The 24,621-nt window shown below is 70.6% G+C and carries 24 protein-coding genes; 12 read left to right on the forward strand and 12 right to left on the reverse strand.

Going from position 1 to position 24,621, the window contains the following annotated elements; translation table 11 throughout:
* Nucleotides 1–84: 84 nt before the first annotated feature.
* Entirely contained in the window at nt 85–1,077 is a 993-nt protein-coding gene (locus tag GWI24_RS11315; protein ID WP_210945801.1) for an iron-containing redox enzyme family protein, read from the reverse strand.
* Between the two features lie 502 nt (nt 1,078–1,579).
* Between GWI24_RS11315 and GWI24_RS45075 the strand changes: the two genes are divergently transcribed.
* Nucleotides 1,580–1,933, forward strand: coding sequence for a hypothetical protein (locus tag GWI24_RS45075; RefSeq protein WP_308343617.1), 354 nt, complete (start codon nt 1,580–1,582; stop codon nt 1,931–1,933).
* On the opposite strand, the gene GWI24_RS11325 is transcribed toward GWI24_RS45075, so the two are convergent.
* On the reverse strand, nt 1,831–3,309 hold the full coding sequence (locus GWI24_RS11325) for an aminotransferase class I/II-fold pyridoxal phosphate-dependent enzyme (protein ID WP_210945782.1): 1,479 nt from the start codon (nt 3,307–3,309) through the stop codon (nt 1,831–1,833). The two genes, GWI24_RS45075 and GWI24_RS11325, sit on opposite strands and share 103 nt — an antisense overlap.
* A 136-nt stretch (nt 3,310–3,445) precedes the next feature.
* The gene (locus GWI24_RS11330; protein ID WP_210945802.1) at nt 3,446–3,961 is read right to left on the reverse strand and encodes a DUF6328 family protein; all 516 of its coding nucleotides are present in this window, start codon (nt 3,959–3,961) and stop codon (nt 3,446–3,448) included.
* A gap of 153 nt (nt 3,962–4,114) precedes the next feature.
* Between GWI24_RS11330 and GWI24_RS11335 the strand changes: the two genes are divergently transcribed.
* The gene (locus GWI24_RS11335) at nt 4,115–4,348 is read left to right on the forward strand and encodes a hypothetical protein (protein WP_210945783.1); all 234 of its coding nucleotides are present in this window, start codon (nt 4,115–4,117) and stop codon (nt 4,346–4,348) included.
* Between the two features lie 130 nt (nt 4,349–4,478).
* Here GWI24_RS11335 and GWI24_RS45080 read toward each other — a convergent pair whose 3' ends face one another.
* Both GWI24_RS45080 and GWI24_RS11345 read right to left on the reverse strand, forming a co-directional pair.
* Nucleotides 4,479–4,787: a DUF6480 family protein gene (locus tag GWI24_RS45080; protein ID WP_247616205.1), complete on the reverse strand. Its 309-nt coding sequence runs from the start codon at nt 4,785–4,787 to the stop codon at nt 4,479–4,481.
* Between the two features lie 147 nt (nt 4,788–4,934).
* Nucleotides 4,935–7,484, reverse strand: a complete 2,550-nt coding sequence (locus GWI24_RS11345) for an ATP-dependent Clp protease ATP-binding subunit (protein WP_281789674.1) — start codon at nt 7,482–7,484, stop codon at nt 4,935–4,937.
* 351 nt (nt 7,485–7,835) lie between these two features.
* Here GWI24_RS11345 and GWI24_RS11350 point away from each other — a divergent pair, with 351 nt between their 5' ends.
* The 5 genes from GWI24_RS11350 to GWI24_RS11370 are packed head-to-tail and all read left to right on the forward strand — an operon-like array spanning nt 7,836 to nt 12,934.
* Nucleotides 7,836–8,360: a 2Fe-2S iron-sulfur cluster-binding protein gene (locus GWI24_RS11350; protein WP_247616206.1), complete on the forward strand. Its 525-nt coding sequence runs from the start codon at nt 7,836–7,838 to the stop codon at nt 8,358–8,360.
* Nucleotides 8,357–9,340 (forward strand): xanthine dehydrogenase family protein subunit M, encoded by a 984-nt coding sequence (locus tag GWI24_RS11355; protein ID WP_210945785.1) that lies wholly within the window; start codon nt 8,357–8,359, stop codon nt 9,338–9,340. Before GWI24_RS11350 ends, GWI24_RS11355 begins: the two co-directional genes overlap by 4 nt.
* A gap of 9 nt (nt 9,341–9,349) precedes the next feature.
* Nucleotides 9,350–11,578, forward strand: a complete 2,229-nt coding sequence (locus tag GWI24_RS11360; RefSeq protein ID WP_210945786.1) for a xanthine dehydrogenase family protein molybdopterin-binding subunit — start codon at nt 9,350–9,352, stop codon at nt 11,576–11,578.
* 52 nt (nt 11,579–11,630) lie between these two features.
* On the forward strand, nt 11,631–12,398 hold the full coding sequence (locus GWI24_RS11365) for a hypothetical protein (RefSeq protein ID WP_210945787.1): 768 nt from the start codon (nt 11,631–11,633) through the stop codon (nt 12,396–12,398).
* Nucleotides 12,399–12,427: 29 nt separating this feature from the next.
* Nucleotides 12,428–12,934, forward strand: coding sequence for a hypothetical protein (locus tag GWI24_RS11370; RefSeq protein WP_210945788.1), 507 nt, complete (start codon nt 12,428–12,430; stop codon nt 12,932–12,934).
* Between the two features lie 102 nt (nt 12,935–13,036).
* On the opposite strand, the gene GWI24_RS11375 is transcribed toward GWI24_RS11370, so the two are convergent.
* Nucleotides 13,037–14,245: an MFS transporter gene (locus GWI24_RS11375; protein ID WP_308343614.1), complete on the reverse strand. Its 1,209-nt coding sequence runs from the start codon at nt 14,243–14,245 to the stop codon at nt 13,037–13,039.
* A 73-nt stretch (nt 14,246–14,318) separates the two neighbouring features.
* Here GWI24_RS11375 and GWI24_RS11380 point away from each other — a divergent pair, with 73 nt between their 5' ends.
* Together GWI24_RS11380 and GWI24_RS11385 are read left to right on the forward strand one after the other, a co-directional pair.
* Nucleotides 14,319–15,032, forward strand: coding sequence for a Clp protease N-terminal domain-containing protein (locus tag GWI24_RS11380; protein ID WP_247616207.1), 714 nt, complete (start codon nt 14,319–14,321; stop codon nt 15,030–15,032).
* A 42-nt stretch (nt 15,033–15,074) separates the two neighbouring features.
* Entirely contained in the window at nt 15,075–15,875 is an 801-nt protein-coding gene (locus GWI24_RS11385) for an aminoglycoside adenylyltransferase domain-containing protein (RefSeq protein WP_308343615.1), read from the forward strand.
* 82 nt (nt 15,876–15,957) lie between these two features.
* Here the strand turns inward: GWI24_RS11385 and GWI24_RS11390 are convergent, their stop codons facing one another.
* The 3 genes from GWI24_RS11390 to GWI24_RS11400 all read right to left on the reverse strand — a co-directional run bounded on the left by GWI24_RS11390 (nt 15,958) and on the right by GWI24_RS11400 (nt 19,148).
* Nucleotides 15,958–17,067, reverse strand: a complete 1,110-nt coding sequence (locus tag GWI24_RS11390; protein ID WP_210945789.1) for a zinc-binding dehydrogenase — start codon at nt 17,065–17,067, stop codon at nt 15,958–15,960.
* Nucleotides 17,068–17,193: 126 nt separating this feature from the next.
* Complete coding sequence (locus GWI24_RS11395; protein ID WP_247616208.1) at nt 17,194–17,841, reverse strand: TetR/AcrR family transcriptional regulator; 648 nt, start codon at nt 17,839–17,841, stop codon at nt 17,194–17,196.
* 71 nt (nt 17,842–17,912) lie between these two features.
* A complete protein-coding gene (locus GWI24_RS11400) occupies nt 17,913–19,148 on the reverse strand; it encodes a cytochrome P450 (protein ID WP_210945790.1) in 1,236 nt (411 codons plus the stop codon).
* Between the two features lie 397 nt (nt 19,149–19,545).
* Between GWI24_RS11400 and GWI24_RS11405 the strand changes: the two genes are divergently transcribed.
* Complete coding sequence (locus GWI24_RS11405; protein ID WP_210945791.1) at nt 19,546–20,184, forward strand: hypothetical protein; 639 nt, start codon at nt 19,546–19,548, stop codon at nt 20,182–20,184.
* A gap of 21 nt (nt 20,185–20,205) precedes the next feature.
* Here GWI24_RS11405 and GWI24_RS11410 read toward each other — a convergent pair whose 3' ends face one another.
* A complete protein-coding gene (locus GWI24_RS11410) occupies nt 20,206–21,114 on the reverse strand; it encodes a squalene/phytoene synthase family protein (RefSeq protein ID WP_210945792.1) in 909 nt (302 codons plus the stop codon).
* Between the two features lie 81 nt (nt 21,115–21,195).
* Entirely contained in the window at nt 21,196–21,831 is a 636-nt protein-coding gene (locus tag GWI24_RS11415) for a TetR/AcrR family transcriptional regulator (protein ID WP_210945793.1), read from the reverse strand.
* A 113-nt stretch (nt 21,832–21,944) separates the two neighbouring features.
* Between GWI24_RS11415 and GWI24_RS11420 the strand changes: the two genes are divergently transcribed.
* Entirely contained in the window at nt 21,945–22,907 is a 963-nt protein-coding gene (locus tag GWI24_RS11420; protein WP_210945794.1) for a zinc-dependent alcohol dehydrogenase family protein, read from the forward strand.
* An 81-nt stretch (nt 22,908–22,988) separates the two neighbouring features.
* Entirely contained in the window at nt 22,989–23,819 is an 831-nt protein-coding gene (locus tag GWI24_RS11425) for a maleylpyruvate isomerase family mycothiol-dependent enzyme (protein WP_210945795.1), read from the forward strand.
* Between the two features lie 13 nt (nt 23,820–23,832).
* Here GWI24_RS11425 and GWI24_RS11430 read toward each other — a convergent pair whose 3' ends face one another.
* Complete coding sequence (locus tag GWI24_RS11430) at nt 23,833–24,546, reverse strand: ribonuclease H (RefSeq protein ID WP_210945796.1); 714 nt, start codon at nt 24,544–24,546, stop codon at nt 23,833–23,835.
* Between the last annotated feature and the right edge of the window lie 75 nt (nt 24,547–24,621).

The raw sequence follows: 24,621 nt of genomic DNA on the forward strand, positions 1-24,621 counted from the left end.
ACCGTGGCACTGCTCGTCCTGCCGGGCCGCACCACCCGGGCGGTGGCACCCGAGCCGGGGTCCGAGGAGGTGGGGCAGCCGGGATCACAGCGGGACGCGGAGTGAGGACCGGCCCTTCCGCCAGGTGTCCAGAACCTCATCGGCGAAGCGGTCTTCCAGGAACACGGTGGCATCGACGCCGAACGCCACGTCCGCGGCGAGCCCGGGTTCGCGCTTCAGGAGGTCGTCGATCACGCCATGGCGTACGACCTGCTCGTGCACGGCGTCGGCCTCGACATGCTCGGTGTAGAAGAACAGCGCCGCCTCGCCCGCGCCCAGCCGTCGCAGCGCCTGGGCCAGCCGGTCGGAGGCGGGCGAGGAGGTGATCTCGACCGTGGCGAAGTGGCCCACCAGGGCGCCGCGCAGCGCTCTGTGCAGGCCCAGCAGCGACATCATGTTGACCACCGCCAGCATCCGCGCCGACGTGGCGTCCAGGTAGTGGTTGTACGTCGGGTCCAGACCCAGGTCGGCCATCAGATCGGCGAACAGCTCCGCGTGCACCCGGTCCCCGTGCCCGCCCCCGAACTCGTCGTACTCCACGGCCGCCATCGCCGCCTTGGCCTGGCCCCGCAGCCGTGGCAGCACCCACACATGCGGGTCGGCCTCCTTGAGCTGGTAGAGCGACCGATGCGCGATGTACTCACGCATCTGCCACAGCTCGCCCCCGTCCCGGAGAAAGCGCGACACGCCCGTGCCGTCGGCGGGCTCCACCAGCAACCCGGACACGGCGGCGTCCGGGTCGTCGTGCGTGGTGGCGTCGGAGCGCAGCGCGTCCAGGAAGCGCCGCTCCAGCGCCTGCCGCATCCGGAGCAGCTCCGGATCCCACTCCCATGCGTCGTCCACACCGGAGAAGCCCTGGTAGTGAAGCTCGTAGCACACATAGAGCGCGAGCTGCGGATCGTCGCCGTACGGATCGGCCTCCCGGATCGACCGGCCGCCGGGCAGCGCCGCCCCGCCGGGCTCGCGTACGAGGGCGTCGACGAGCGCGCCGGACACCTCTCCCCGCGCCGTGGGCAACCGCGCCGTGGGCAAGGGCATCGGCCGGGTCGTCGCCGCGGGGTGCGTGTCGCTCACCGTTCCTTCTGCTCCGTCCGCCTCTGTCGTGGTGGGCCGTCTCTGCTGGGCTGTGGCTTCACGGCCCGGGTTCCCCTCACCACCTGCCGCAATCGCGGCGTGGACAACGTCACCGGACCATGCCACCCGCTCAGCCCTCGCCTCGCCTCGTCGGGTGCCCCGTAGTCGCGGATCCGGCTGCCATGGGATTTCGCGGGTACTCCGCACTGATCCATCGACGCCGCTGGGCACCGGGGAGGTGTCCGGTGAGTCGACATGGAGGCGGCCGGGCGGCGCGGTGTCCGGGTCACCGAGGTGACCGACAGCAACGTGGTCAGCGTGGCCGAGCACAACGTGATGCAGATCCTCGCGCTGGTGCGAAATCTCATCCCCGGGTACGCGCGGCCGGACGACCTCGTCGCCGAGTCCGACGTGGCAGCTGACTGGAACGCCGCCCGTGGCGCCAATCGTGGACACCGACGCCCTGGTGGAGGCGTTGGAGAGCGGCCATCCGGCCGGGTACGCGGGCGACATGGCGGACCATGCCCCGGCATGCGATGACCATCCACTGCTCGGGCATGACGATCGAGGCGCAGAGGCGCAGAGGCAGGCGCATCGCCGCCGGTGTCGAGGAGATCCTCCGCGCCCACCTCGGGGACCAGCCGCTCCCTCCGGCTACGTCCTGGTCGGCCCCACCTCGAGCTGGCCTGTGCCTGTACATCGGTCGGCGCCTGGGCGTCAGTCGGCTCCGGTCCCTTTGACCAGGACGCGGATGGTGTCCAGCCCGGAGTCGGTCGCGTCGGGGAGGTTCATCCCGGCCTTCAGCCCGGAGCGCAGATAGTCCAGGACCGGCTGCTTCAGCACCTCGCCGGGCAGCACGGCCGGTATGCCCGGGGGGTAGGGGGTGATCATCTCGGCCGCCACCCGGCCTGCCGCACGGGCCACGGGCAGATCCTCCGTGGCGCCGAAGTAGGCGTCCCGCGGCAGACAGGACTGTTCCGTCCGCAATTCGTCCGGTGTCGGTACGGCCACCTCGGGGGCGGGCCGCAGATCCTCCGCGTGGTCCGCCAGCTCGCGCAGCGCCGTCAGCAGCGCTCCGGTCGTCGAGAGGTCGTCGGCGTGAGTGAGCTGGGTGCTGATCCGCCGGTGGTCGGCCAGATGGGCGTTGACGTCGTGATGTCCCCGGAGCCAGTCGGCGGTGCGGTAACCACTGATCCCGAGACCGGTCAGGTCGATGACGACCGGAAACGGATCGAAATCTCTGCCCAGACCGGGTCCCACGTAGTCCGCGGGCCCGTCCACATGCAGTCCGTCGATGGCCGCGATCTCATCGCGCACCGCATGCGCCCGGCGCAGGGCCGCGCCGAGCAGTTCCTCGCCGTGCAGCGCCATCTGCCGACGCCACCCGTCCATTCCCGCGTAGAGGAGCACGGACGGACTCGTGGTGCCGAGCAGACCGACGCAGGACTTCAGGACGGCCGGCTCGATCAGGTCGCCCCGGAGATGGAACACCGAGCCCTGCTCCAGGCCACTGCCCATCTTGTGGATGCTGGTCACGCAGACGTCGGCGCCCGCGTCCATGGCCCAGCTCGGCAGCTCGGAGCAGAACGGCAGATGCGCTCCCCACGCCTCGTCGACGATCAGCGGACGGCCACGCCGATGGCAGACCTCGGCGATCCCCGCCAGGTCGGCGCAGGATCCGTACGGAGTGGGGCTGGTCACCAGGGCTCCCCTGGCCTCCGGGTGCTCATCGAATGCCCGCTCGAACGACGCGGCCGACGGCGGATGCGCGATATGGCGGACACCGTCCCATTCGGGTTCCACCCAGCTCGGCCGGACACCGGAGATGATCAGGCCGGAGACCACCGATTTGTGCGCGTCCCGGCCCACCAGCAGGGTCTCGTGCGGGCCGGCCACCGCCAGCATCGCCGCCTTGACGGAGAGTGAACTGCCGCAGGTCGAGAAGAAGGTGTGCTCGGCGCGCACCGCGTCAGCCATCAGCTCCTCCGAGCGTTCCAGCACACGACCCGACCCCAGCCGGTCGTCAAGGCCGCCGAAGGCGAGGAGGTCGGCGCGGAACACCTCGTCCCCCAGGACCTTGACGACCTCCGGGTCAGCGCCCCTGCCCTGCTTGTGCCCGGGCGGAGTGAACGGGAGGGCCCCACGCTCGTGGTAGCGAGCCAGGGCCTCCAGAATCGGAGCCTGCATGTGATCCATGGCGGACGAGTGCCCTTCCACCTGCGGAGAAAACCGTGCGAGGCCAGGTGAGGCGTGCCGGGCGATGCGGCCCTCCAGCGGCCCTCCAGCGGCCTGCCAGCGGCCCAGGCGTTGCTCGGCGCTCCTCAAGCACTCCTCAGCGCTCCTTGCGCGAGCGGTGGAAAAGCCACGCCGCGGGTACGAACCAGCAGATCACGAACCAGAGCAGGGCCGCGGCCGCCAGCCAGAACGCGGTGGCATCGGCCACGACGACACGCAGGATCAGCAGCAGCGCCGACGCCACCGTGCACAGCAACAGCACCAGCCCGGCCACGGTGAAGCGGGAGGCCCAGTCCACCGTTTCCGGCTTCAGCCGGCGTCCGGTGACGATCCGGTGCAAGGAGACGGGTGCGATCAACGCGCCGGTGGCCGCCGCACCCAGAAGGACGGTCACGACGTAGATGGCCCGGTCCACCTGGGCCAGATCGTGGAAGCGCGGGGTGAAGGCCACCGTGAGCAGGAACGCGAACAGAATCTGGACGCCCGTCTGCGTCACCCTCACCTCCTGGAGCAGCTCGGCCCACTTGCGGTCGGCCCGCTCCTCGCGGGTCTCCACACGGCCGGACCGAGCCGCACGGCCGCCGTTTCTCGGCGCTTCGCGGTCGTCGTGCATCAAGGTGGCCTCCTTCGCGTCCATCCCCGTGTTCCCTGTCACCGCGAAAGGCGAACATCACCTGCGATCAGGGGCGCGAGCGCAGCCGATCCATGCATTACCCAGGCCGTCAAGGGCACTCGGCCGCCAGTCAGTGGAAAGGAGAGAGACACCATGACCCACACCGCCGAGACCGGCGAGGCCACCGGCACGAAGGACAAGGACTACAACCTCGTCTGGTACGTCGAGGCATGCCTGAGCAACGCGCTGCGCATGGAGACCTACATCCAGGACGCGGAACGGGAGAAGGACACCGAGGTCGCGGAGCTGTTCCGCAAGGCCCAGGCGGACAGCCGCAAGGGAGCCGAGCTGGGCAAGCAGCTCCTGAAGGCCCGCATCGGCAGCTGATCCGCTGACGGAAAGTTCGGAAAGATCTCCGACGGCCCCCGAGAGCCTCGCCCTCGGGGGCCGTGGCATTCGGGGGCCGTGGCATGCCGCGACGTGGGCCGCCGGTTGCATTCCCCCGGTTCGCCTCAGATCACCCCAGCACGGCGACCGCGAACGCGATGCAGAAGGTCACGAACAGCGCCACAAAGAGCCAAATGACGATCGTGGGCCCCTTCGACCAGCCCTTCGTGGGGTTGTACGTCTCGCGGGGGCCCGCTTCCGACAGGCCGCCCTCGGCCGGTGGGGTCTCGCCCGGGGGCACGCCCACGCTCGGCCGAAGTCCGGGAGATCCGGGAGATCCGGGAGTCGCAGGACTTCCGGGCGACCCAGGACTTCCGGAAGGCCCGGGAGATCCGGCAGGCCCGGGAGTGCGGTCAGGGTGCGAGTTCTGCTGGTCCATGTCCGATGCGCTCCTTTCCGCCTGCGGCGCGCCGGCTCCCCCGGTCCGCCACCCCGTTCGGGCGCCGTCCCCGGTGGACTCTTCCCACCATACGGCGGAAGAGTGGCCGGGCACGGCCCGGCGTTCGCGGCACACCGACCGTGAGCGTCACAGTCGCCCGGCGTTCGAGGCGGTGTCGGTGTGGAACACCAGCTGTCCGTCCGCGACCTCCACCCGGGCCCGGGCGCCGGACGGGATCTCGCCGTCCAGCAGCAGTCGCGACAGACGGATGTCCACCTCCCGCTGGATGGTGCGGCGCAGCGGCCGGGCACCGTACGCGGGTTCGTGGCCCCGCCGCGCGATCCAGTCGACGGCCTCCGGGGCGAACTCGACGGTGACGTCCTGGGCGTGCAGCCGGCGGCGGGTCTCCTCCAGCAGCAGATCGGTGATCTGGCGCAGATGGTCGTCCGTGAGCTGCCGGAAGACCACGATCTCGTCGATGCGATTGAGGAACTCGGGGCGGAAGTGCTCGCGCAGCGGTCGCAGGACGCGCTCGCGCCGGGCCTGCTCGTCCGTCTCGGCGTCCGCGGTCCCGAAGCCGAGGGCGCCACGCCCGCCGATGGCCTCGGAGCCGAGGTTGCTGGTCATCACGACGACCGTGTTGCGGAAGTCCACCGTACGGCCGTGGGCGTCGGTGAGCCGGCCGTCGTCGAGCACCTGGAGCAGTGTGTTGAACACGTCCGGATGCGCCTTCTCGATCTCGTCGAACAGGAGCAGCGCGTAGGGGCGGCGGCGCACCGCCTCGGTGAGCTGCCCGGCCTCCTCATGGCCGACGTATCCGGGCGGGGCGCCGACCAGCCGGCTGACGGTATGCCGCTCCTGGTACTCGCTCATGTCCAGCCGGACCATCAGGTCCTCACTGCCGAACAGCGCCTCGGCCAGCGCCCGCGCGAGTTCGGTCTTGCCGACGCCGGTCGGGCCGAGGAAGAGGAAGCTGCCGATGGGGCGGCCGGGGTCGGCAAGACCGGCGCGGGAGCGCAGCACCGCCTCGGCGACGGCGCCCACGGCCTCGTCCTGCCCGATGACCCGCTCGCGAAGGTGTTCCTCCAGGCCGAGCAGGCGGGCCTTCTCCTCCTGGGTGAGGCTGCTGACCGGGATCCCGGTCTGGCGGGAGACCACCTCGGCGATGTCCTCGGCGGTGACCTCCAGGCCCTGTCCGTCGTCGGGCTCGGTGCCGCCGTCGGCCTCGATCCGGCGGTTCAACTCGCTGATGTGGTCGCGCAGTTCGGTGGCCCGCTCGTACTCCTCCGCGGCCACCGCCTGGTCCTTGTCCCGGGTCAGCTTCTCGACCTCGCGTTCCAGGGTGCGGGTGTCGGTGCCCTTGGTACGCGAGCGCAGCCGCACCCGGGCGCCTGCCTGGTCCACCAGGTCGATGGCCTTGTCGGGCAGGAACCGGTCGGTGAGGTAGCGGTCGGACAGTTCCACGGCGGCGAGCAGCGCCTCATCGGTGAAGCGGACCTGGTGATGGGCCTCGTAGCGGTCGCGCAGGCCGCGCAGGATCTCCACCGCGTCGGCGGCGGAGGGCTCCGGGACCAGGATGGGCTGGAAGCGCCGGGCCAGCGCCGCGTCCTTCTCGATGTGGCGGCGGTACTCCTCCAGTGTGGTGGCGCCGATGACATGGAGTTCGCCACGGGCCAGGGCGGGCTTGAGCATGTTGCCCGCGTCCATGGAACCGCCCTCGGTGCCGCTCGATCCCGCGCCGACCACGGTGTGCAACTCGTCGATGAAGACGATCAGCTCCTCGGAGTGGGTGCGGATCTCGTCGATGATGCCGCTCAGCCGCTCCTCGAAGTCGCCGCGGTAGCGGGTGCCCGCGACGACCGCGGACATGTCCAGCGCGACCACCCGGCGGCCGAGGAGGATGTCGGGGACGTCTCCCTCGGCCACGCGCTGAGCGAGTCCCTCGACGATGGCGGTCTTGCCGACACCGGCGTCGCCGATCAGTACGGGGTTGTTCTTGCCCCGGCGGGACAGCACCTCGACCGTCTGCTCGATCTCCTGCTCACGGCCGATGACCGGGTCGATCCGCCCCGCGTGGGCGAGGTCGGTCAGATCGCGGCTGAACTTGTCGAGGGTGGGCGTGTTCTGCCGTCGGCCGGGCTGCTGACCGGCCGCCCTGCTGACCGACGGCCGGCCCGGTGCGCTCTGCGGTCCGCCCCGGCCCGCCGCGGGGTCGAAGGGCAGGGAGTTGAGGATACGGCCGGCCGTGGAGTCGTGGTTGGCGGCCAGCGCCCCGAGCACATGCTCAGGGCCGATGTAGGAGGCGCCGTTCGCACGGGCCAGTTCGTGTGCGTCCAGCAGGGCGCGCTTGACCGCGGGGGTGACGGACAGCTGGGTGCGCCGCGGCCCCTCGCCGCTCATCCGGTCGATCTCCGCGGCCAGCGCGTCGGTGTCGGCGCCCGCCCCCGCCAGCAGCCCCCGGGTCGGCTCGGTGGCCAGCGCCGCACGCAGCAGATGCTTGGTGTCCAGATCGGCACTGCCGTGCTCGGCGGCGTAGGTGGCCGCTTCGGCGACGAGTTGCCGGGCAGGGTCGCTCATCAGGCGGCCGATGTCGATGTGGCGGAGGCCGGGGCGCGGTCCGCCGCCGAGGAATCGCGCCATGAATTCCTCGAACGGGTCTGGACCGAAGTCCCCCGGACCCATGAAACCGCTGCTCATGGCCTTCCGTTCCGCGGTCCCGGCCAGGCGTCCGGACCGGGCCCGCTCTCTTGAGAGGCTTGATCCTTTCCGGGCGCGGGTGCCCGGGAGGCGCCCCTGTTACACCTGCGGTCGCCGGGGCGCGGGTTGCCACGGCCCAAGACGACACCGACACACGGTCAGTACTCAGTGAGCAACACGCAGTCACCGACCTTCTCGCGGTGCGACGTGCGCCTTCTTGCGAGAGCCTGGAGCCAGGGAGCGTGCCCGGCAGTCGCGCCGCACATCCGGGGTGACACCTGCACCTAGCGAGGAAGGCGGGCCGTGATGAGCGCTTCGGATACGCGCGCCATGAGGCGGAGCCAGGGCGAGATGGCCCCACCCTCGGCGATCAAGCTGAACATCAACGATCAGGTGCGGCAGCTCGAGGTGGATCCGCGGACCTCGCTGCTCGACGCGCTGCGTGAACATCTGCGCCTGAGCGGGACCAAGAAGGGGTGTGATCACGGGCAGTGCGGCGCCTGTACGGTGCTGATCAACGGCCGACGCGTCCTCTCCTGCCTGACACTCGCCGTGATGCACGAGGACGACGAGATCATGACGATCGAGGGCTTGGGCGATCCCGGCCATCTGCACCCCATGCAACGGGCCTTCGTCGAGTGCGACGGCTTCCAGTGCGGGTACTGCACCCCCGGCCAGATCTGTTCGGCCGTCGGCATGCTCGCCGAGGTGAAGGCGGGCTGGCCCAGCCATGTCACCACCGACGTGTCCTCGCCGCGGGTCGCGTTGACCGATGACGAGATCCGCGAGCGGATGAGCGGCAACATCTGCCGGTGCGCCGCCTATCCGAACATCGTCGCGGCCATCCGCGGCAGCGCGGAGGGAGACGCCACATGAAGTCCTTCACCTACGAGCGGGCGACGGACACCCGGGCCGCCGTCGCCGCGGCGGCCCAGCCGGGCGCGAAGTTCATCAGCGGCGGCACCAATCTGCTCGACCTGATGAAGCTCGACGTCGAATACCCCAGCCATCTGGTGGACATCAGCAGGCTTCCGCTGCGGGACATCGAGGAGCTGCCGGACGGTGGACTGCGTATCGGCGCCCAGGCGCGGAACTCCGATGTGGCGGCCGATCCCAGCGTGCGCACCCGCTATCCGGTGCTGTCGGAGGCGCTGGTGTCGGGCGCCTCGGGGCAGCTGCGCAACAAGGCGTCCACCGGGGGAAATCTGGTGCAGCGCACGCGCTGTCCCTACTTCTACGACACGGCCGCGGGCTGCAACAAGCGCAACCCCGGATCGGGGTGCGCGGCGATCGGCGGGTTCAACCGGATCCACGCGATCCTCGGCGCGAGCGAGTCCTGCATCGCCACCCACCCATCGGACATGGCCGTCGCGATGACCGCGCTCGACGCGGAGATCGAGCTGCTGCGGGCCGATGGATCGATGCGCCGCGTCGCCATCACGGACTTCTACCGGCTGCCGGGCGATACGCCGCACATCGAGAACGTGCTGGGTGACGACGAGATGATCACGGGCGTGCTCCTGCCGCCGCCCCTGCCGGGCCGGCAGATCTACCGCAAGGTGCGGGACCGGGCGTCGTACGAGTTCGCTCTGGTCTCGGTGGCGGCCGTGGTCTCGGCCGACCAGGGAACGATCCGAGAGGCGCGGGTGGCGTTCGGCGGTGTGGCGCACAAGCCGTGGCGGTCCGTCGAGGCGGAGGACGCGCTGACCGACCGTCCGGCCGCGATGGACACCTATCGCGCCGCCGCCGAGGCGGCGCTGCGCGGCGCGGTCGGGCGGGGTGACAACGACTTCAAGATCGAGCTGGCCAAGCGCACACTGTGCCGCACGCTGGCGCAAGCGGCCGGGGCGAGCTGAGGAGGCGAGATGATCGGGCAAGCTGTGAACCGTGTCGACGGCCCGCTGAAGGCCACCGGCCGGGCCGCCTACGCCTACGAGCACTGGGAGGCCGGTCAGCCGCTCTACGGCTTCATCGTCGGCGCGACGATCGGCAAGGGCCGCATCACCCGCATCGACACCGGGGACGCGGAAGGCGCGCCCGGTGTCCAGCTGGTGATGACCTACCTCAACGCCCCGGCGCAAGGCCCCCGCGACGAGTCCATTCCCTTCGAATACTGGCGCGCGCAGCCGATGTTGACCGGCCCGGACATCCACTTCTACGGCGAGCCGGTGGCACTGGTCGTAGCCGAGACCTTCGAGCAGGCACGGGACGCGGCCGATCTGGTCGAGGTCGAATACCGTTCCGGGCGGGGCCGTTTCGACTTCGGCGAGTTCGAGGACGACACCTACATCCCGAAGACGGTCAACGCCGGTCTCCCCACCGACACCGCGGTCGGCGACTTCGACGCCGGGTTCGCCGGTGCGGAGGTCAAGGTCGACGAGCAGTACACGACGCCGTACGAGTTCTCGATGCCGATCGAACCGAACGCGTCCATGGCGGAACCGCGCGGCGAGGACCTGGTCGTCTACGTCAGCTGCCAGATCACCGACGCGGCGCGGGACTCGGTCGCCAGCACACTGATGATGAACCCGGAGCGGGTCCATATCGTCACCCCCTTCGTCGGCGGCGGCTTCGGCTCCAAGCTGGGCATCCACTCCGAGACGATCCTGGCGGCGCTCGCCGCCCGCACACTGGGCCGGCCGGTCAAGGTCACGCTGACCCGCCAGCAGGTCTTCCAGCTCGTGGGCATGCGCCCCACGTCCAGCCAACGGGTCCGGCTGGGCGCGGGGCGCGACGGACAGCTGGCCGCGATCGCCCACGACGTCACCATGCACACCAACCCCGACGTCGAGTACGCCGAGCAGACCGCCGCCACCGTCCGCAGCCTCTACGCCGCGCCCCACCGGCTGACCAGCCACCGGCTGACGGCGCTCGACCTGCCGCGCGGAACGGACGTCCGCGCGCCGGGCGAGGCACCGGGCATGCTCTCGGTCGAGTCGGCGATGGACGAGCTGGCCGATGCGCTCGGGATGGACCCGGTCGAACTGCGGATCCGCAACGAGCCCACCGTCGATCCCGAGCGGAACGTGCCGTACAGCGATCGGCACCTGGTGGAGTGCCTGCGCGAAGGCGCGCGCCGGTTCGGCTGGGAGAACCGCCCGGCCACGCCAGCGAGTGTGCGCGAGGGACGGTGGCTGATCGGCTACGGCATGTCGGCCGCCATCCGGGGGCACTTCCAGGGGCCGACGACCGTGCGGGTGCGGTTGGAGCCGGACGGCACCGCCGTCATCCAGACCGACATGACCGACATCGGCACGGGCACCTACACCATCCTGACCCAGGTCGGGGCCGAGGGACTCGGACTCCCGCTGGAACGGGTGCGAATCGACCTCGGACGTTCGGATAACCCCTCCAGCTGGGGGTCCGGCGGCTCGTGGGGCGCCACCAATTCGTCCACCGCGGTGCACCGGGCCTGCGCGGCCCTGCGCACGAAGCTGCTGGCCGCGGCCTGCGGCGACGCACGCTCCCCGCTGCACGGCCAGGACCCGGCAGCCGCCGTGTTCTCCGACGGCGACGTGGCCATCGGTGGCGCGTCCGAGGCGCTGCGCGAGATCGTCGCTCGCCACCATCCCGACGGTGTGGAGGCGGAGGGCAAGACCCGCTTCATGGGCGACGATCCGAACTACTCGGACTACTCGATCAACACCTACGGGGCCCATTTCGCCGAAGTGGGCGTCGACGCGGACACCGCCGAGATCCGTCTGCGGCGGATGCTCAGCGTGTTCTCGGTGGGCCGTGTGTTCAATCCGAAGACGGCCCGTTCGCAGCTGATCGGCGGCATGATCTGGGGCGTCGGCGCGGCCCTCGAGGAAGAGGCCGTCGTCGATCCGCGATCCGGCGCCTTCGTCAACCGGGACTTCACGGGGTATCTGGTGCCGGTCCACGGCGACATCCCCGCCGACATCGAGGCCGTCGTTCTCGAGGGGTACGACGACAAGGCCAATGACCTCGGCGCGAAGGGCATCGGTGAAGTGGGCATCTGCGGATCCGGTGCGGCGGTGGCCAACGCGGTGTTCAACGCCACCGGAGTGCGCGTGCGGGACTTCCCCATCACGCTCGAGAAGCTGTTGCCCGGATTGCCGGCCATGGTCTGACCCCCTGGGCATGGCCCGTCGACCGCGCAGTGGTCGGGCGTAGCGTCGTCCCATGACGATCACTGACGAGACCATCGCAGGGCTGCGGAGCGCGGCGGCCGCGGGCGATGCCCGAGCCGCGCTGCGGCTGGGGCGGTTGCTGTGCCTGACGGCGGCGGACCCGGCCGAGCCCGGGGACGGCGAGCCGACCTGGCCCGAAGAGCCCTGGCTGCGCGCCGCCGTGGAGGCACACCCCGATGATGTCGAGGCTCTGGCCCTGCTGGCCGGGCGCCTCGCCCAGCAGATCTCCTACTGGGAGGCGTGTCTGGACATGAACCCCGACGTCATGAAGGGGTACGGGGAGGACGAGAGCACCGTCGAACGGCGGCATATCGAGGCGGAGGGGCTGTACGCCCGGATACGCGCGGCCGGTCCCAACCGCCACGCGGGGGCCGGGCTGGACGAGTTGGCCGTACTCCTCGGGGTCAGTGACAAGCCCGCGGCGGAGGGTGCGTACAGCTTCTATGTGATGGAGGACGAGGCATGGAGCGGCTCCGTGCGGCACAGCGCGATCATCGTCGCGTCCGACGCCGATGAGATCCGCTGGGCCTGCGACAAGTGGTTCACGCTGGCCGAGGGCGGCATCGGTGGCGAACCCACCCTGACCGCCTATGTGGACGGCGCGGAGGTGGCCTCGGCCGGCCTCGGCCCGCACCTCGCGGACGGGGGCGTGGACTGGGACGCCGTCGCCCTGCCCGGGCTTTCCGGTTCCCGGCTGCCCGCGGGACTGCCGGTCCCGGGCCGCGGGCTTCATTATGGCTTTGCCGGGGGAGCCGAGTAGTAAGTCGGTGAGGCGGGGGGAGAGACCGTATGGACGAAGGACTCGCGGCGTTCTTCGCCAGCGTGGCGGCCCTTGTTGGCGCCCTCATTGGGGGCGGCTTTTCGGCGCGGGCGGCGCGTATCGGCGGCGAGAAGACCGTGGAGGCGGCGCGCCAGCAGGTGAGGGACCAAGCGCGGGCTGAGTCGGAGCGATGGCTCATGCAGGCCCGCCACGACGCCTATCAGGTGACCTTGGGTGCGATCCAGGCGTACGCGGGTGCCCTGATCCTGCCCACGGCGGAAGCAACGGCCACAGAGGCGGCGAAGCAACGGTTCCACTCGGCCGAATTACGGGTCAAAGTGGTAGGCCCGGAGGCGGTCCGAAACGCGGCCCGTGAGCTATCGCTCACCCTCATCAATGTGCAACGTGTCCTCGACGACGGTCAGCCGATCGAGTCGTGGATGGCGAACATGATCGAGGAACGGCACAGCGCCTTCGTCGAGGCCGTCACCGCTGTGTACGCGTGGGAGCCCGACGCCGCGGGCGACGTCCCGTAGCGGCCCACCGTGACCGCCTCGATCAGCCCGTGTGGGCCTCCGAATCAGGTGTCTCGCTCCCGGGCTTGGGCGGTACGCAGAACCACGCGAGACCCGCGGCGGTCAGATAGACGAGGGCGCCCACGGCCATGCTGGTGCGCAGCCCCTCGCCGTAGTCGGCGACCGTGGCGAGCAGGGTGCCGCCGAGTGCGACGCCGGTGGCACTGCCGAGCCGGCGGTGGTGTTGAACAGGGCCGAGGCGGTCCCCGAGTACGCCGGGGGCGCGGCGCCCATGACGGTGGAGGCGGAGCCGGTGAGCGCGAAGGAGGTGCCGAATCCCGCTGCCATCATCGGGACCACCAGCAGCGGGTAGGCGGGCTCGGCTCCCGCCGCGACCCAGCCCGCCAGCCCCAGGGCCGCCAGAAGCATGCCGGTGCACACCAGCGGACGATCGCCGGTCATGCGGGCCAGCCGCCCGGAGAGGATGGACGCGAACATGGTCATCGCCACCGCCGGGAAGAGCGCGAGGCCGGTGACAAGGGCGCTGTAGCCGCGCTGGTGCTGGAAGTCCAGGCTGGCGGTGAACACCATGCCGTAGAAGCCGAAATTGAACAGCAGGCCGATGACGGCTCCGCCGCCCAGCGCTCGCGAGCGCAGCAGGCTCGTCGGCAGGGCGGGGAAGCGGGCGAGCCGCTCGCGTAACACGAACGCCGTGGCGGCCAGTACGGACAGGCCCGCCCCGGCGAGGACGGCCGGATCGGACCATCCGCGTCGGCCCGCCTCGTTGAGCGCGGCGGTCAGCAGGGCCACCGCCGCCACGACCGCGCACTGCGCCGGCCAGTCGAGCGGCCGGGTGGTGAGCGGGTCGGAGGGGGCCACGCGACGCAGTGTCAGGACCAGACAGGCGACGCCGACGGGCAGATTGATGAGGAACACCCACCGCCAGCCCACGGTGGAGACCAGCAGCCCGCCCAGCAGCGGCCCCGCCGAGGCCGCGATCCCCGCGATGGAGCCCCATACCCCGAAGGCCCGCGAGCAGGCGGCCGGAGCCGGATACGCCTGCTGGAGAAGGGCCAGCGAGCCGGGCACGATCAGCGCCGCGCCGAGGCCCTCCACCATCCGGGCGGCGACGAGGAAGGGGGCACTCGGCGCGAAGGCGCAGGCGGCCGAGGACACGGTGAACACCACCACGCCGGTGCAGAAGATCCGTCGGTTCCCCAGCCTGTCCCCCAGCGCTCCACCGCTCAGCAGGAACCCGGCGAAGACAAGGGTGTAGCCGTCGGTGATCCACTGGATGCCGGTGAGCGAAGCCGACAGCTCCCGGCCGATCACGGGCAGAGCGCCCTCCGCTCAAGAAACGCAAGTACGCCTTGACAATTTCACTTTGTCAAGGCGTACTTGCCCCATGCCTCTTCCTGATCTGGACGACCTCATCGCGCAAGTGGACAGGACCTGCGATGCCGCACACCGCCCCGGTGGACAAGAGCAGCCCGACTGGCTCGCACTGCTGTCGACGGCGGCGAACCTGGCGGGCCAACTGCAGGCCCTGGCCGATGACTTGGTGGAGGACTATGTCGAGCACTGCCGGATGCACGGCTCCTCCTGGACGGACATCGGGGCGGCGCTCGGTGTGACCCGGCAAGCGGTGCAGCAGCGCTTTCACGCCCCGCACAAGCGCTACGGCCCCGAGACCATGTCCGAGGACCTCCGCCAGGCCATGACGCACATCAAGCGGGCGGCGGTGCAGCATCGCAACAACTACATCGGCACCGAACATCTGCTCTGGGGACTGACCGCGGAGGACAACAAGGCCACACGGCTCCTGCGAGCCGCCGGTGCATCACCCGAAGACGTGCACAAGGCGGTCGGGAGCCGACTCAGCATGGGAGCGTCGCAGGCAGCGGAACGCATCGCGTGGACCCCCTACTCCCGCAAGGCCATCGCGATCGCGGAGGAGCTGGCCGAGACGGCGGGTTCGACGCACATCGACTGCGACCACCTGCTCCTGGGTCTCGCTCAGATCGCCCGCGGTGTGGCCGCCACGGTGCTCGGCGACGCCGGGCTTGATCTGGCCACCTTCGCCGACGCCTCTTCGCGGCTCTCGGACACGGCAGGCTGAGCCACGGCTGTCCACGCACCTCACACCAGGGATACTGGGCACGTGGCCCACACGCGCGAGGGTCCGCGGTCCCTCCCCACCGAACTGCGGCCCTATCTGGAAGAACTCGTCCGGCGCACCCGCACGGTGTGCGGGCCCCATCTGATGAGTGTCCTCGCGGTCGGTTCCCTCGCACTCGGGGACTACCGCCATGGGCGCAGCGACGTCGATGTGACGGTCGTCGTGGAACCGTCGCTGCCCGGTTCGGCCCTGCTCGACCTGGCCGGGGCCCTCGCCCACCCGCATCTGCCCTGCCCGGCGGCGGGGCTGGAACTGGTGGTCTACGGAACGGATTTCGTCCGCCATCCCTCGGGTGCTGCCGGGTACCTTCTGGACCTCAACACCGGCCCGCTGCTGCCGAACCGGGCCGACTTCGACGCGGCGCGGTCCCCGGCGTTCTGGTACGTCATCGACCGCTCCGTGGCCCACCAGACCGGGCTGACGCTGTTCGGCCGCCCGGCCCGGGAGGTGGTCGCCGCACCGGACCGCCCGGATCTGCTCGCCGCGATCCGGGCCTCCGTCCGTGAGCACAGCGACGGCGAAGGCCACCTCGCCGACAGCCGTGTGCTCAACGGCTGCCGCTCGGTGGTGTTCTGCCGTACGGGCCGCTGGCTGGCCAAACGCACGGCGGCGCGTGAAATCGCCCTGGCCGAGGGGGAGTTCCGGCCGCTCATCGAGGCCGCGGTGCGCAGCTTCGAGCGCCCCCGCTCCTCCGCGATCCCGCTGCCCGCCGCCGAGGTACGGACCTTCCTGGCCTGGGTACGCGAACGGGTCGATCAGACCGCCCGGGCGGCCGGGGCCTGAGCGGGGCCCGCGGCCCCGCAGCGCCGCCGCGTTCGGCCCCTTCGCCCACGGCAGACGCCGGCCGTTGGCTTGAGCCGCGCGCTCAGGGCCGCAGCAGGATGCGGATCGGGTTGCCCTCCCGCTCACGCAGCCGGCGGATGCCCTCGTTGACTTCCTCCAGGGACAGGATCGCGCTGACCGACCCGGAGATGTCCAGACGGCCCCGGGCGGTGAGCTCGACCAGGTCCTCCAGATGCTCCATGCGATACCCGGTGTGTCCGATCACCGTGTGGCGGTTGCGCACGAAGTGGAGCTCCGGGCCCACGGCCAGAGGGTCGGGAGAGATGCCGACGAGCACCAGGCGGCCCCGGTGGCCGAGGGCACGCTCCGCCTGGGTGAAGGAGGGCGTACGGCCGACGCAGTCGAAGGCGACGTCCAGGCCCTTGCCTGCCGTGATCTCCTTCAGCCTGGCCTTGGTGTCACCGTCCGTCGGGTCGAGCGCGAAATCGGCGCCCAGGGCGAGGGCGCGCTCGCGGGCGGCGGGGAGGGGGTCGAGGGCGACGATCGGGGAGGCTCCGCAGATGCGGGTGAGCTGCACGAGGTGGGTGCCCAGACCGCCCAGCCCCCAGATGCCCACGGATTCGGCGGACCGCAGCTGGGCGGTGTCGATGGCGCCGTACGGGGTGGAGACGGCGTCGGCGAGCACGGCGGCGTGTTCCAGGGGTACGGAGTCGGGCACGGCGATGAGCGTGGTGGCGTCGGTCAGGACGTACTCGGCCCAGGCCCCGTCGTAGTGGAAGGCCATCACCTGGAGGTCCTCACAGGTGTTCGTGCCACCGCCGAACCGGCAGGCGGGACACGTACCGCACGCCTTCCCCGCCCCCAGGACCACCCGGTCGCCCGCCTTCCAGTGCCCCACGCCGTCGCCGACCGCCGCCACCACGCCCGATGCCTCGTGTCCGGGGGTGACCACCGGCAGCCGTGGCGGGATACGGCCGTCGAGCTGGCTCAGGTCCGACTGGCAGATGCCGCACGCGGCCACCTTGACCACGACCTCGCCCACTCCCGGCCGGGGCACGGGCACTTCCTCGACCTTCAACGTGCCCGCTGCCGTGTCGAACCGCGCGGCGCGCATCGTGGCCGGGAGGTCGTCCGCCACCGAGCCTGCCGTTGAGTCCGCGCCGGTGCGTATCGATCGTGCGTCCAAGGTCATCCGTGGTTCCTTTCACGTACTTGGCCGGTTGGCGCGCCGATCACCGCGTCGGTCCGGGAACGGCGAGTGATCATGATGCCGCACGCAGTCTGCCCCATGCGGCACACGCCGTGTGCCACTGCCCGGTCAGCGGTGCGCGTCGCGCAGCAGCGTCTCGACGACGCGGTCGACGAAGGTGGCGAGCTCCTGCGCGTCCTGCCGTCCGAAGCTGGAGGTCCACAGGGCGAAACGGCCGAACAGGGCGGACCACAGGAGCATCGCGGTCTGTTCGGCGCCGTCCGGCCAGCGCAGCCCTTCCGCTTCGCAGATGTGGATGGCATCGACCCACTGCCGCCACAGCAGACGGGCCGGATGGGTCCGGCCGGGTACGCCGAAGCTGGACGAGTTATGACCGAACATCAGGCGAGTGACACCGCGCTCGGTGCGGGCGAAGGTGCAGAAGGCGTTCGCCTGGGCGCGGAGGCGCTCGCCGGCATCGGCTCCCTGAGCAGCTGCCTGGGCGTCGGCGTCGCGCATGGCCGCGACGACACGTTGGTAGCCGTCCTCGGCGACGGCCCGGGCGAGCTGGTCCTTGTCGGCGAAGTGCAGATACATGCTCTGGGCGGCGATGCCGACTTCGCGTGCCACCTCCCGGAGGGACACCGGCAGGGGGTTTCCGGTGAGCTTCTGGTCGAGGAGCCGCGCCACGGCGGCCAGAATCTCCGCGCGGAGCCGGTCCCCCTGGCCACGGGGATTGCGCCTACGTGTGGTGTCGGTGGCGGTGTCCTCGTTCATGCGTCACATTCTGCGGTACGTCGATGCCCGGGCACGGAAGGCCGGTGATCCAGCGCGCTTCCGTACGCCGCTCACCAGGTGACCGGAAGGGACGTGAGGCCATAGACGATGGAGTTCTTCTTGAAGGGCAGTTCGCCCTCGGCGATGGCGAGCCGCAGCCCAGGGACGCGTTCGAAGAGCCGTGGCCAGGCGACCTGCATCTCCACCCGCGCCAGGTTCTGCCCCAGGCACTGGTGGGAGCCGAATCCGAACGCCACGTGGCGGCGGGCGTTGCGCCCGATGTCGAGCGTATTCGCGGGGCTCTCACCCTGGTTGGCGCCGAAGGCACGCGGATCCCGGTTCCCCGCGATCAGCGAGACGATGACTCCCTCCCCCTCGCGGACAAGCTGCCCGCCCACCTCGATGTCCTCGAGGGCCACACGCCGCGGATCGGTGGAGACGATGCTCCAGTAGCGCAGCATCTCCTCCGCGGCGCTGGGGGCCAACTCGGGGCGGTCCCGCAGCCGGTCCCGCTGATCGGGGTTGACCAGGAGCGCCATCGTGCCCAGGCCCAGCATGTTGGCGGTGGTCTCGTGCCCGGCGCCGACCAGAATCCCGACCAGGGCGGGCAACATCTCGGGCGCGAACCCGTCCGGCCCGGTGTGATGCGTAAGCAACCGGCTGATCATGTCGTCCGAGGACTCACGGCGCTTCCGCTCCACAAGGGCCTCGTAGTACGCGAACGCCTCCCGCTGCGTACGGGCGCGCTCCTCGTGGCTGACGTCCAGGTCCGTCCCGGCGTTGGCATGGCGCTCGAAAAGGGCGTGGTCCTCGTAAGGGACACCGAGGATGAGGCAGATGGCCCGGGAGGGCAGGGGCAGCGCGAAGTCCTGGATGAAGTCGACCGGACCGCCCTTGGCCAGCATGGCATCGATCAGTTCATCCGTGATCCGCAGCAGCTGCTCGCGCATCGCCTGAGTCCGCCTGACGCTGAACTCCTTGGTGAGCATCTGCCGTAGCCGGGCATGCTCGGGGTCGTCCAGCCGCAGAAACAGACCGCCCTCGTGTTCGGGCTGGTTGGAGTGAACCAGCGGGAAGTCCGGGTTGCGTACGTCGGCGCTGAAGGACGGGGAGGAGAGGACGGCCCGGATGTCCGCGTGCCGCGTGGCCAGCCAATGCGTGGAGCCGTCCCAGATGGTGACCTTGTGCAACCCACCGGCTTCCCGGAACGCGGTGTGCTGCGAAGGCGCGCTGAACGGACAGCTGCGCGGGGCGGGGAAGAACGGTGCTTCCTCGGCGGAAGCGGTCCCGGATGCGGTGGTCGTCATCTCACCTTCCTCGGTTGAGGGGTTGAGCCCTCCCTCAGTTGAGGAGTTTGAGGCCCCGGCGGCACCTCAACGCCACTCCCCCGCCCCGGGGCCCGCCACTGCCTCGTGGATAGCCTGACGCTTGTCACCTTATGGGCGTCACCTTACTGACACAAGAGGCTCCGCGACGCGACCGCCTGCCTGAGGTGGTCCGCGAAGGAGCGCCCTGTCACGGCCTCGACCACGCCGGTCGGGACGAGGTAATTGGCGCTGCTGCAGGCGTACTTGGTGCCGGGCGGGCCGATCGGTCGCGAGTGGCCACAGACCCAGCCCAGCGGCGGGATCAACCCCACGTGGCATTCACACGGATGTACCATCCAGCACCAACGTGCAATGGGCCCAGATAAGGGAGCTCGTAGTGGACACTCCTGCCGAGAGCGCCAACTTGAAGTCCCAGTACGCGGCTCAGGTCGCGGCCGATCTGGAACGCAACTACGCCGAGCACGAACGTCTCAGCTCCGAAATCGTGGCGCTGCAAGAGCAGTTGGCGGTGCTGGAAGACAACCGGGCGCTTCTGCTCAGCATGCGGCAGACCCTTGGTGGCGATGCCGCCGGTGGCGCGACGGAGAACGGTGGCGTCAGTGGCTCCGGGGATGGTTCCTCCGCGCAGCGAGAGGTCGCGGCGCTGTCCGCCACGCGCAAGGCGAGGAAGAAGGCCAACGCGGCCGGTGGCAAGCGGAAGAGGGCGGAGCCGGGCGAAAGCCGTCCGCGGCGTCAGCGGGTGCGGGAATCGGGGGTGCCCACGCTTCGGGAGCTTGTGAGTAATGACCTCGCCCAGCACGGTGAGCCCCGCTCCGCGGCAGAGGTGACCGCCGCGCTGAGCAAGGCTCTTCCGGACCGCGAGATCAAGCCCACGGTCGTGCGCGGCACTCTCGAATCGCTTGTCGCCAAGGGGCAAGCACACCGCACCAAGCAGAAGAAGTCCGTCTTCTATTCGGCGGCCACCACGGATGCGGCCGCCGGTCCGGACGAGCCCAGCGAGGCACGCGCTTCCTGAGATGCCACGGACGACAAGGGTTCAGCGCAGGTGACGGGCGCTGCGGCGTTCCCGGAGCAGAACCCGCGCGGTGGCCGGTAGCGGCGGACGGGCGGAGGCGCGGAGGAGGCCGGGGCCCTTGGTGGCGGCCGCCGTGGTCGTGAGCAGCTCGATCCGGATCATGGCGCGGAAGAGCGGTCGGCCGTCGGGCGGTGCGAGGCCGACCATGCTCCGGCTGGTGGCCAGGCACTCGCGGGCCTGGCCGAGCAGGTGCGCCAGAAGGCTCCGGATCGCGGGGGTGTCCCGGGCGTTCTCCAGGTCGGCGCGGGTGACACCATGAGCGTCGAGCGTCTCCCGCACCAGATTCAGGCGCCCGTCGGCGAGGTCCTCGGACAGGTCGTTGACGAAGTCCAGGCGCTGGCTGCCGTCGATGTACATACGGCACGCCTCGCGGTAGTCCGTTGCCGGATCCTCCCCGGCGATCAGGCCCGCGATCAGCATGAACGCCGGGAGCGCATACGCGTCGACGTAGCGCTGGTAGTCCGCTTCGGTGGCGAATCCGGCGAACTCCAACTCCATGGCGGCCGCGTCGAGGAAGTCCTCGATCCGGCCGCGCATCCCGGGGTGCGCGGAGACGGTGTGCAGCAGTGACCGTACGGCGGCATGGTCGCTTTCGCCACCGGCCAGGCCGTCACATACCTCCTTCACCCACTCCGCGCAGGCCCCGGCGCGCTCCGCGACGGGGCCGCTGTCGAGGAGGGTGTCGGTGCGGTGCATGAAGGCGGTCGCCGCGATCACATGCGGCAACAACGGCGGGGGCAGCAGCAGGCGCGCGGCGAGGTAGGAGCTGCGCCGGTAGCCCGCGACGAGTTTCCGCTGCTGCGAATAGTCCTCCCGCAGCCTGGGATCGCTGATCCCCGCGGCATCCAGCGCCCTGTCCCACAGGCCCATGCCCGACTCTCCAGATTCCTCGGTCTTCCGGCGGCCGACCGCCAGAACACTACGCGGGCCGGTCGGCCCTGAGCCGCGTCTTCATGTGATCTTGCCTGGCGCCGCGGGTGCCAAGCGTGCCACCGGCGGCAGCGGTGAGTGCTGCGGCGAGGCTCGGAACGCCTGAATCACGAGCGCGGCGAAGCGCCGGGATGCCGCGGCCCGGGCGGCCTTCGATGTGGTGTGGATGCCCCTGTTCGCCATCAGCATCAGGACCAGGTCGTCCAGGACGAAGTCGGGACGCAGATGGCCCGCGTCCTTGGCGCGGTGAGCCAGTTCGGCGATCGACCTCAGCGCGTATTCGCGCTCCGCGACGAAGTCCATCGCATCGGGGAAGGTCGACATGAAGGCTTCGGTGAAGCCCCGGCTGCGGGCGTGCAGCTCACAGGTCTTCTCGATCACGAGGCAGAAGCCGCGCCACGGATCCGGCTCGGCATGCCCCTTGTCGACGATGGCGCGGCATGCGCGCATCTCGTCCGTGAAGGCTTCGGTGGCCAGCATCTGCTTGGTCGGGAAACGGCGGTACAGCGTGGCGGGGCCGACCCCGGCGTGCCGGGCGATCTCCCGCATCGGCACTTTCAGCCCTTCGGTGGCGAACAGCGTGCGGGCCGCATCGAGGATGCGCTCCCGGTTGTCCGAGGCGTCGGAGCGCAGAGTGTGAGGCAGACGGTCGGTCACGGCTCTCACTTTAGCCAAAGTGGACGGGGGCGTCCGCTAGCGTCCCTCGGGCCGGTTCCGATCGATCCCGTCGATCCCATCGACCTCCTCCACCCCAGAGCAAGGAGACGACCTTGAAGGCAGTCGCGATCCAGGCGTTCGGACCTCCCGAAGGTCTGGCAGTGATCGACCTCCCCGTCCCGACTCCGGCCGCCGGACAGGTGCTGATCGCCAATGAGGCGATCGGTGTCGGCGGCTCCGACGCCGTGATCCGCCGCGGGACCCTCGCCGGCTACGGCTTCAAGGAAGGCCATATCCCCGGCAGCGAGGTGGCGGGCACCGTGACCGCGGTCGGCGACGGCGTCGATACGTCGTGGGTCGGTCAGCGCGTGTGGGCGTTCACCGGCGTAAACGGCGGCTACGTCGAACAGGCGATCGCCGCGGTCGAGGAGATCCTCCCCCTCCCCGCGGGCCTCTCCGCTGTCGACGCGGTGACGCTGGGGAGCTCCGGAGTTGTGGCCCACTTCGGCCTGTCCCATGCCCACTTCGCTCCCGGCGACTCGGTGCTGGTGCGGGGCGCGGCCGGCAGCCTCGGCATCATGACGGTCCAGCTCGCGGCGCGTGGCGGTGCCGGGGCGGTGGCGGTCACGACGTCGTCGGCCGAGCGTGGCGATCGGCTGCGCAAGCTCGGCGCCACCCATGTGCTGGACCGCTCCGGCGAGGGAGGCGACGACGCTCCCTCCGGCTACGACGTCATCATCGACATCATCGCCGGCGCGGATATGCCGTCCTTCTTCGCCAGGCTCAACCCGAACGGTCGCATGGTGGCCGTCGGCGCGGTCGGAGGCATGCCACCGGCGGACTTCGGTATGAAGATGATGGCGGCGTTCCAGAAGTCGATGTCGTTCGCCGCCTTCAGCGCCGCCACCGTGGCCGAGCCCGATCGACGTGCCGTGCGGACCGAGCAGTTCGACGCCGCGAGCCGCGGCGAACTGCATACGGTGGTGCACGAGCTGCTGCCGTTGGAGCAAGCCGTGCTGGCGCACCGGAAGATGGACACCGGCGAGGTGTTCGGCAGGATCGTGCTGACACCGTGACCCGCGATACGATACCGGCGACCGTGGGACACGTGGCACCGTACGCCGAGGGAGCTTCCCGGCCAGGTGTAGGGAGAGTGCGTGGAATCGGTGAACGGGCAGGACGACGGCGGCACGTGGCCCACGGGGCTGCACGAGGCGATACGCGCCACCGCGGCCGACATCGCCGCCACGCTGTGCGGCGCATCCGGCACCGGGGCTCCGGTGCCCGGGTCGCGGTGGACGGTCGGGGAGGCGGCGGCGCATCTGGCGCAGGCCAATGAGCTGATGGCGCACCTCGCGGACGGCAGAGAACGCGGCTACGGGGACGGCACACCGCATGGGCTCGCGGAGGCGAACCAGCGCGCGCTCGCCGCGTTCGCCGAGCGCCGGGCCGAGCCGCTGGCCGCCATGATCGTGGAGCAGGCCGACGCCTTCGTCCAGTCCGCGGCCCGGCCCGCGTCACACGCGTCACACGGCGAACTCGTCACGCCGATGGGCCCGATGAGCCTGGAGGTACTGGGGTCGTATCTGCTGACCCATATGCTCGGCCACGGCTACGACCTCGCCCGCGCGCTGGGCAGCCCGCACATGCTCAACCGGGCCCGGGTCGAGCTGACCCTGCCCTTCCTGATCACGGCCATGCCACGGGTGCTCGACACCACCGCCGCCGCCGGGCTCACCGCCCGCTACGCCATCCACCTGAGGGGTGGCGCCTGCTTCGGCGCCACCTTCACCGACGGCGCGGTGACCGTCACACCGCGGCCGCCGAGCCGCCCGGACTGCACCATCCTCACCGAGCCCGTGGCCTTCCTCCTCATGGCGCTGGGCCGCCTCGGACCGTGGAGCGCCGTCGCCAGGGGCCGCGTCCTCACATGGGGCCGCAAGCCCTGGCTCGCACCCCGCTTCCCCACGCTCTTCTCCCCGCCCTGATCCACCCCGTGGCTCAAGTGGCGCAGGCCGGATGGCCCCAGCCGTCGGAGTTCTTGCTGATGCTCTCGCCCTTGGCGTAGGGCGTACCGCAGCGGCACCGGCCGGGGAACTTCGCCTTGATGGACCCCTTTGAGCCGGTGTTCCCCTTTGGGCCGGTGCCCCTCCCCCGCCCCTGTGCCGCCGCCGTACGCGGGCGGGCCGCGCCACCACGACCGGCCGAGCGTGTCGCCGTCTGGGCCTCGGGCGGTGGCAGGGCGGAGCCGAGCGAGGTGCCCACGGGCTGCTGGGTACGGGCCGTGTGGCTGGCCGCCCGGTCGGCGGCAGCGTTGAACGGGTCGCCGTCGATCTGGTGCGCCGGAACGTAGACGAATTCCACCGTGCGGCCGTCCAGCAGCTCGTCGATGCGCATCACGAGCTCACGGTTGGCCACCGGCGACCCCGAGGCGGTCTTCCACCCCTTCTTCCGCCACCCGGGCAGCCAAGTGGTGACCGCCTTCATCGCGTACTGGGAGTCCATGCGCACCTCCAGCGGCACGCCCGCGTCGGTGGACTCCAGCAGCTCTCGCAGCGCGGTCAGCTCGGCGACATTGTTGGTCGCGGTGCCCAGCGGCCCGGCCTCCCAGCGCTCCACCTCACCGTCCGTGCCCGCGATGACCCATGCCCAGGCCGCGGGCCCGGGGTTTCCCTTCGATGCCCCGTCACACGCGGCGATGATCTGTTCAGCCATACGCCGATACTGCCAGCTCCGCTGATCCGGCCCGACGGCAGACCCGTCGGTCGGCCCTCTCCGCGGCCCCAGGGC

The sequence above is a fragment of the Streptomyces sp. MK37H genome (assembly GCF_018035285.1).
GTDB lineage: Bacteria > Actinomycetota > Actinomycetes > Streptomycetales > Streptomycetaceae > Streptomyces > Streptomyces endocoffeicus.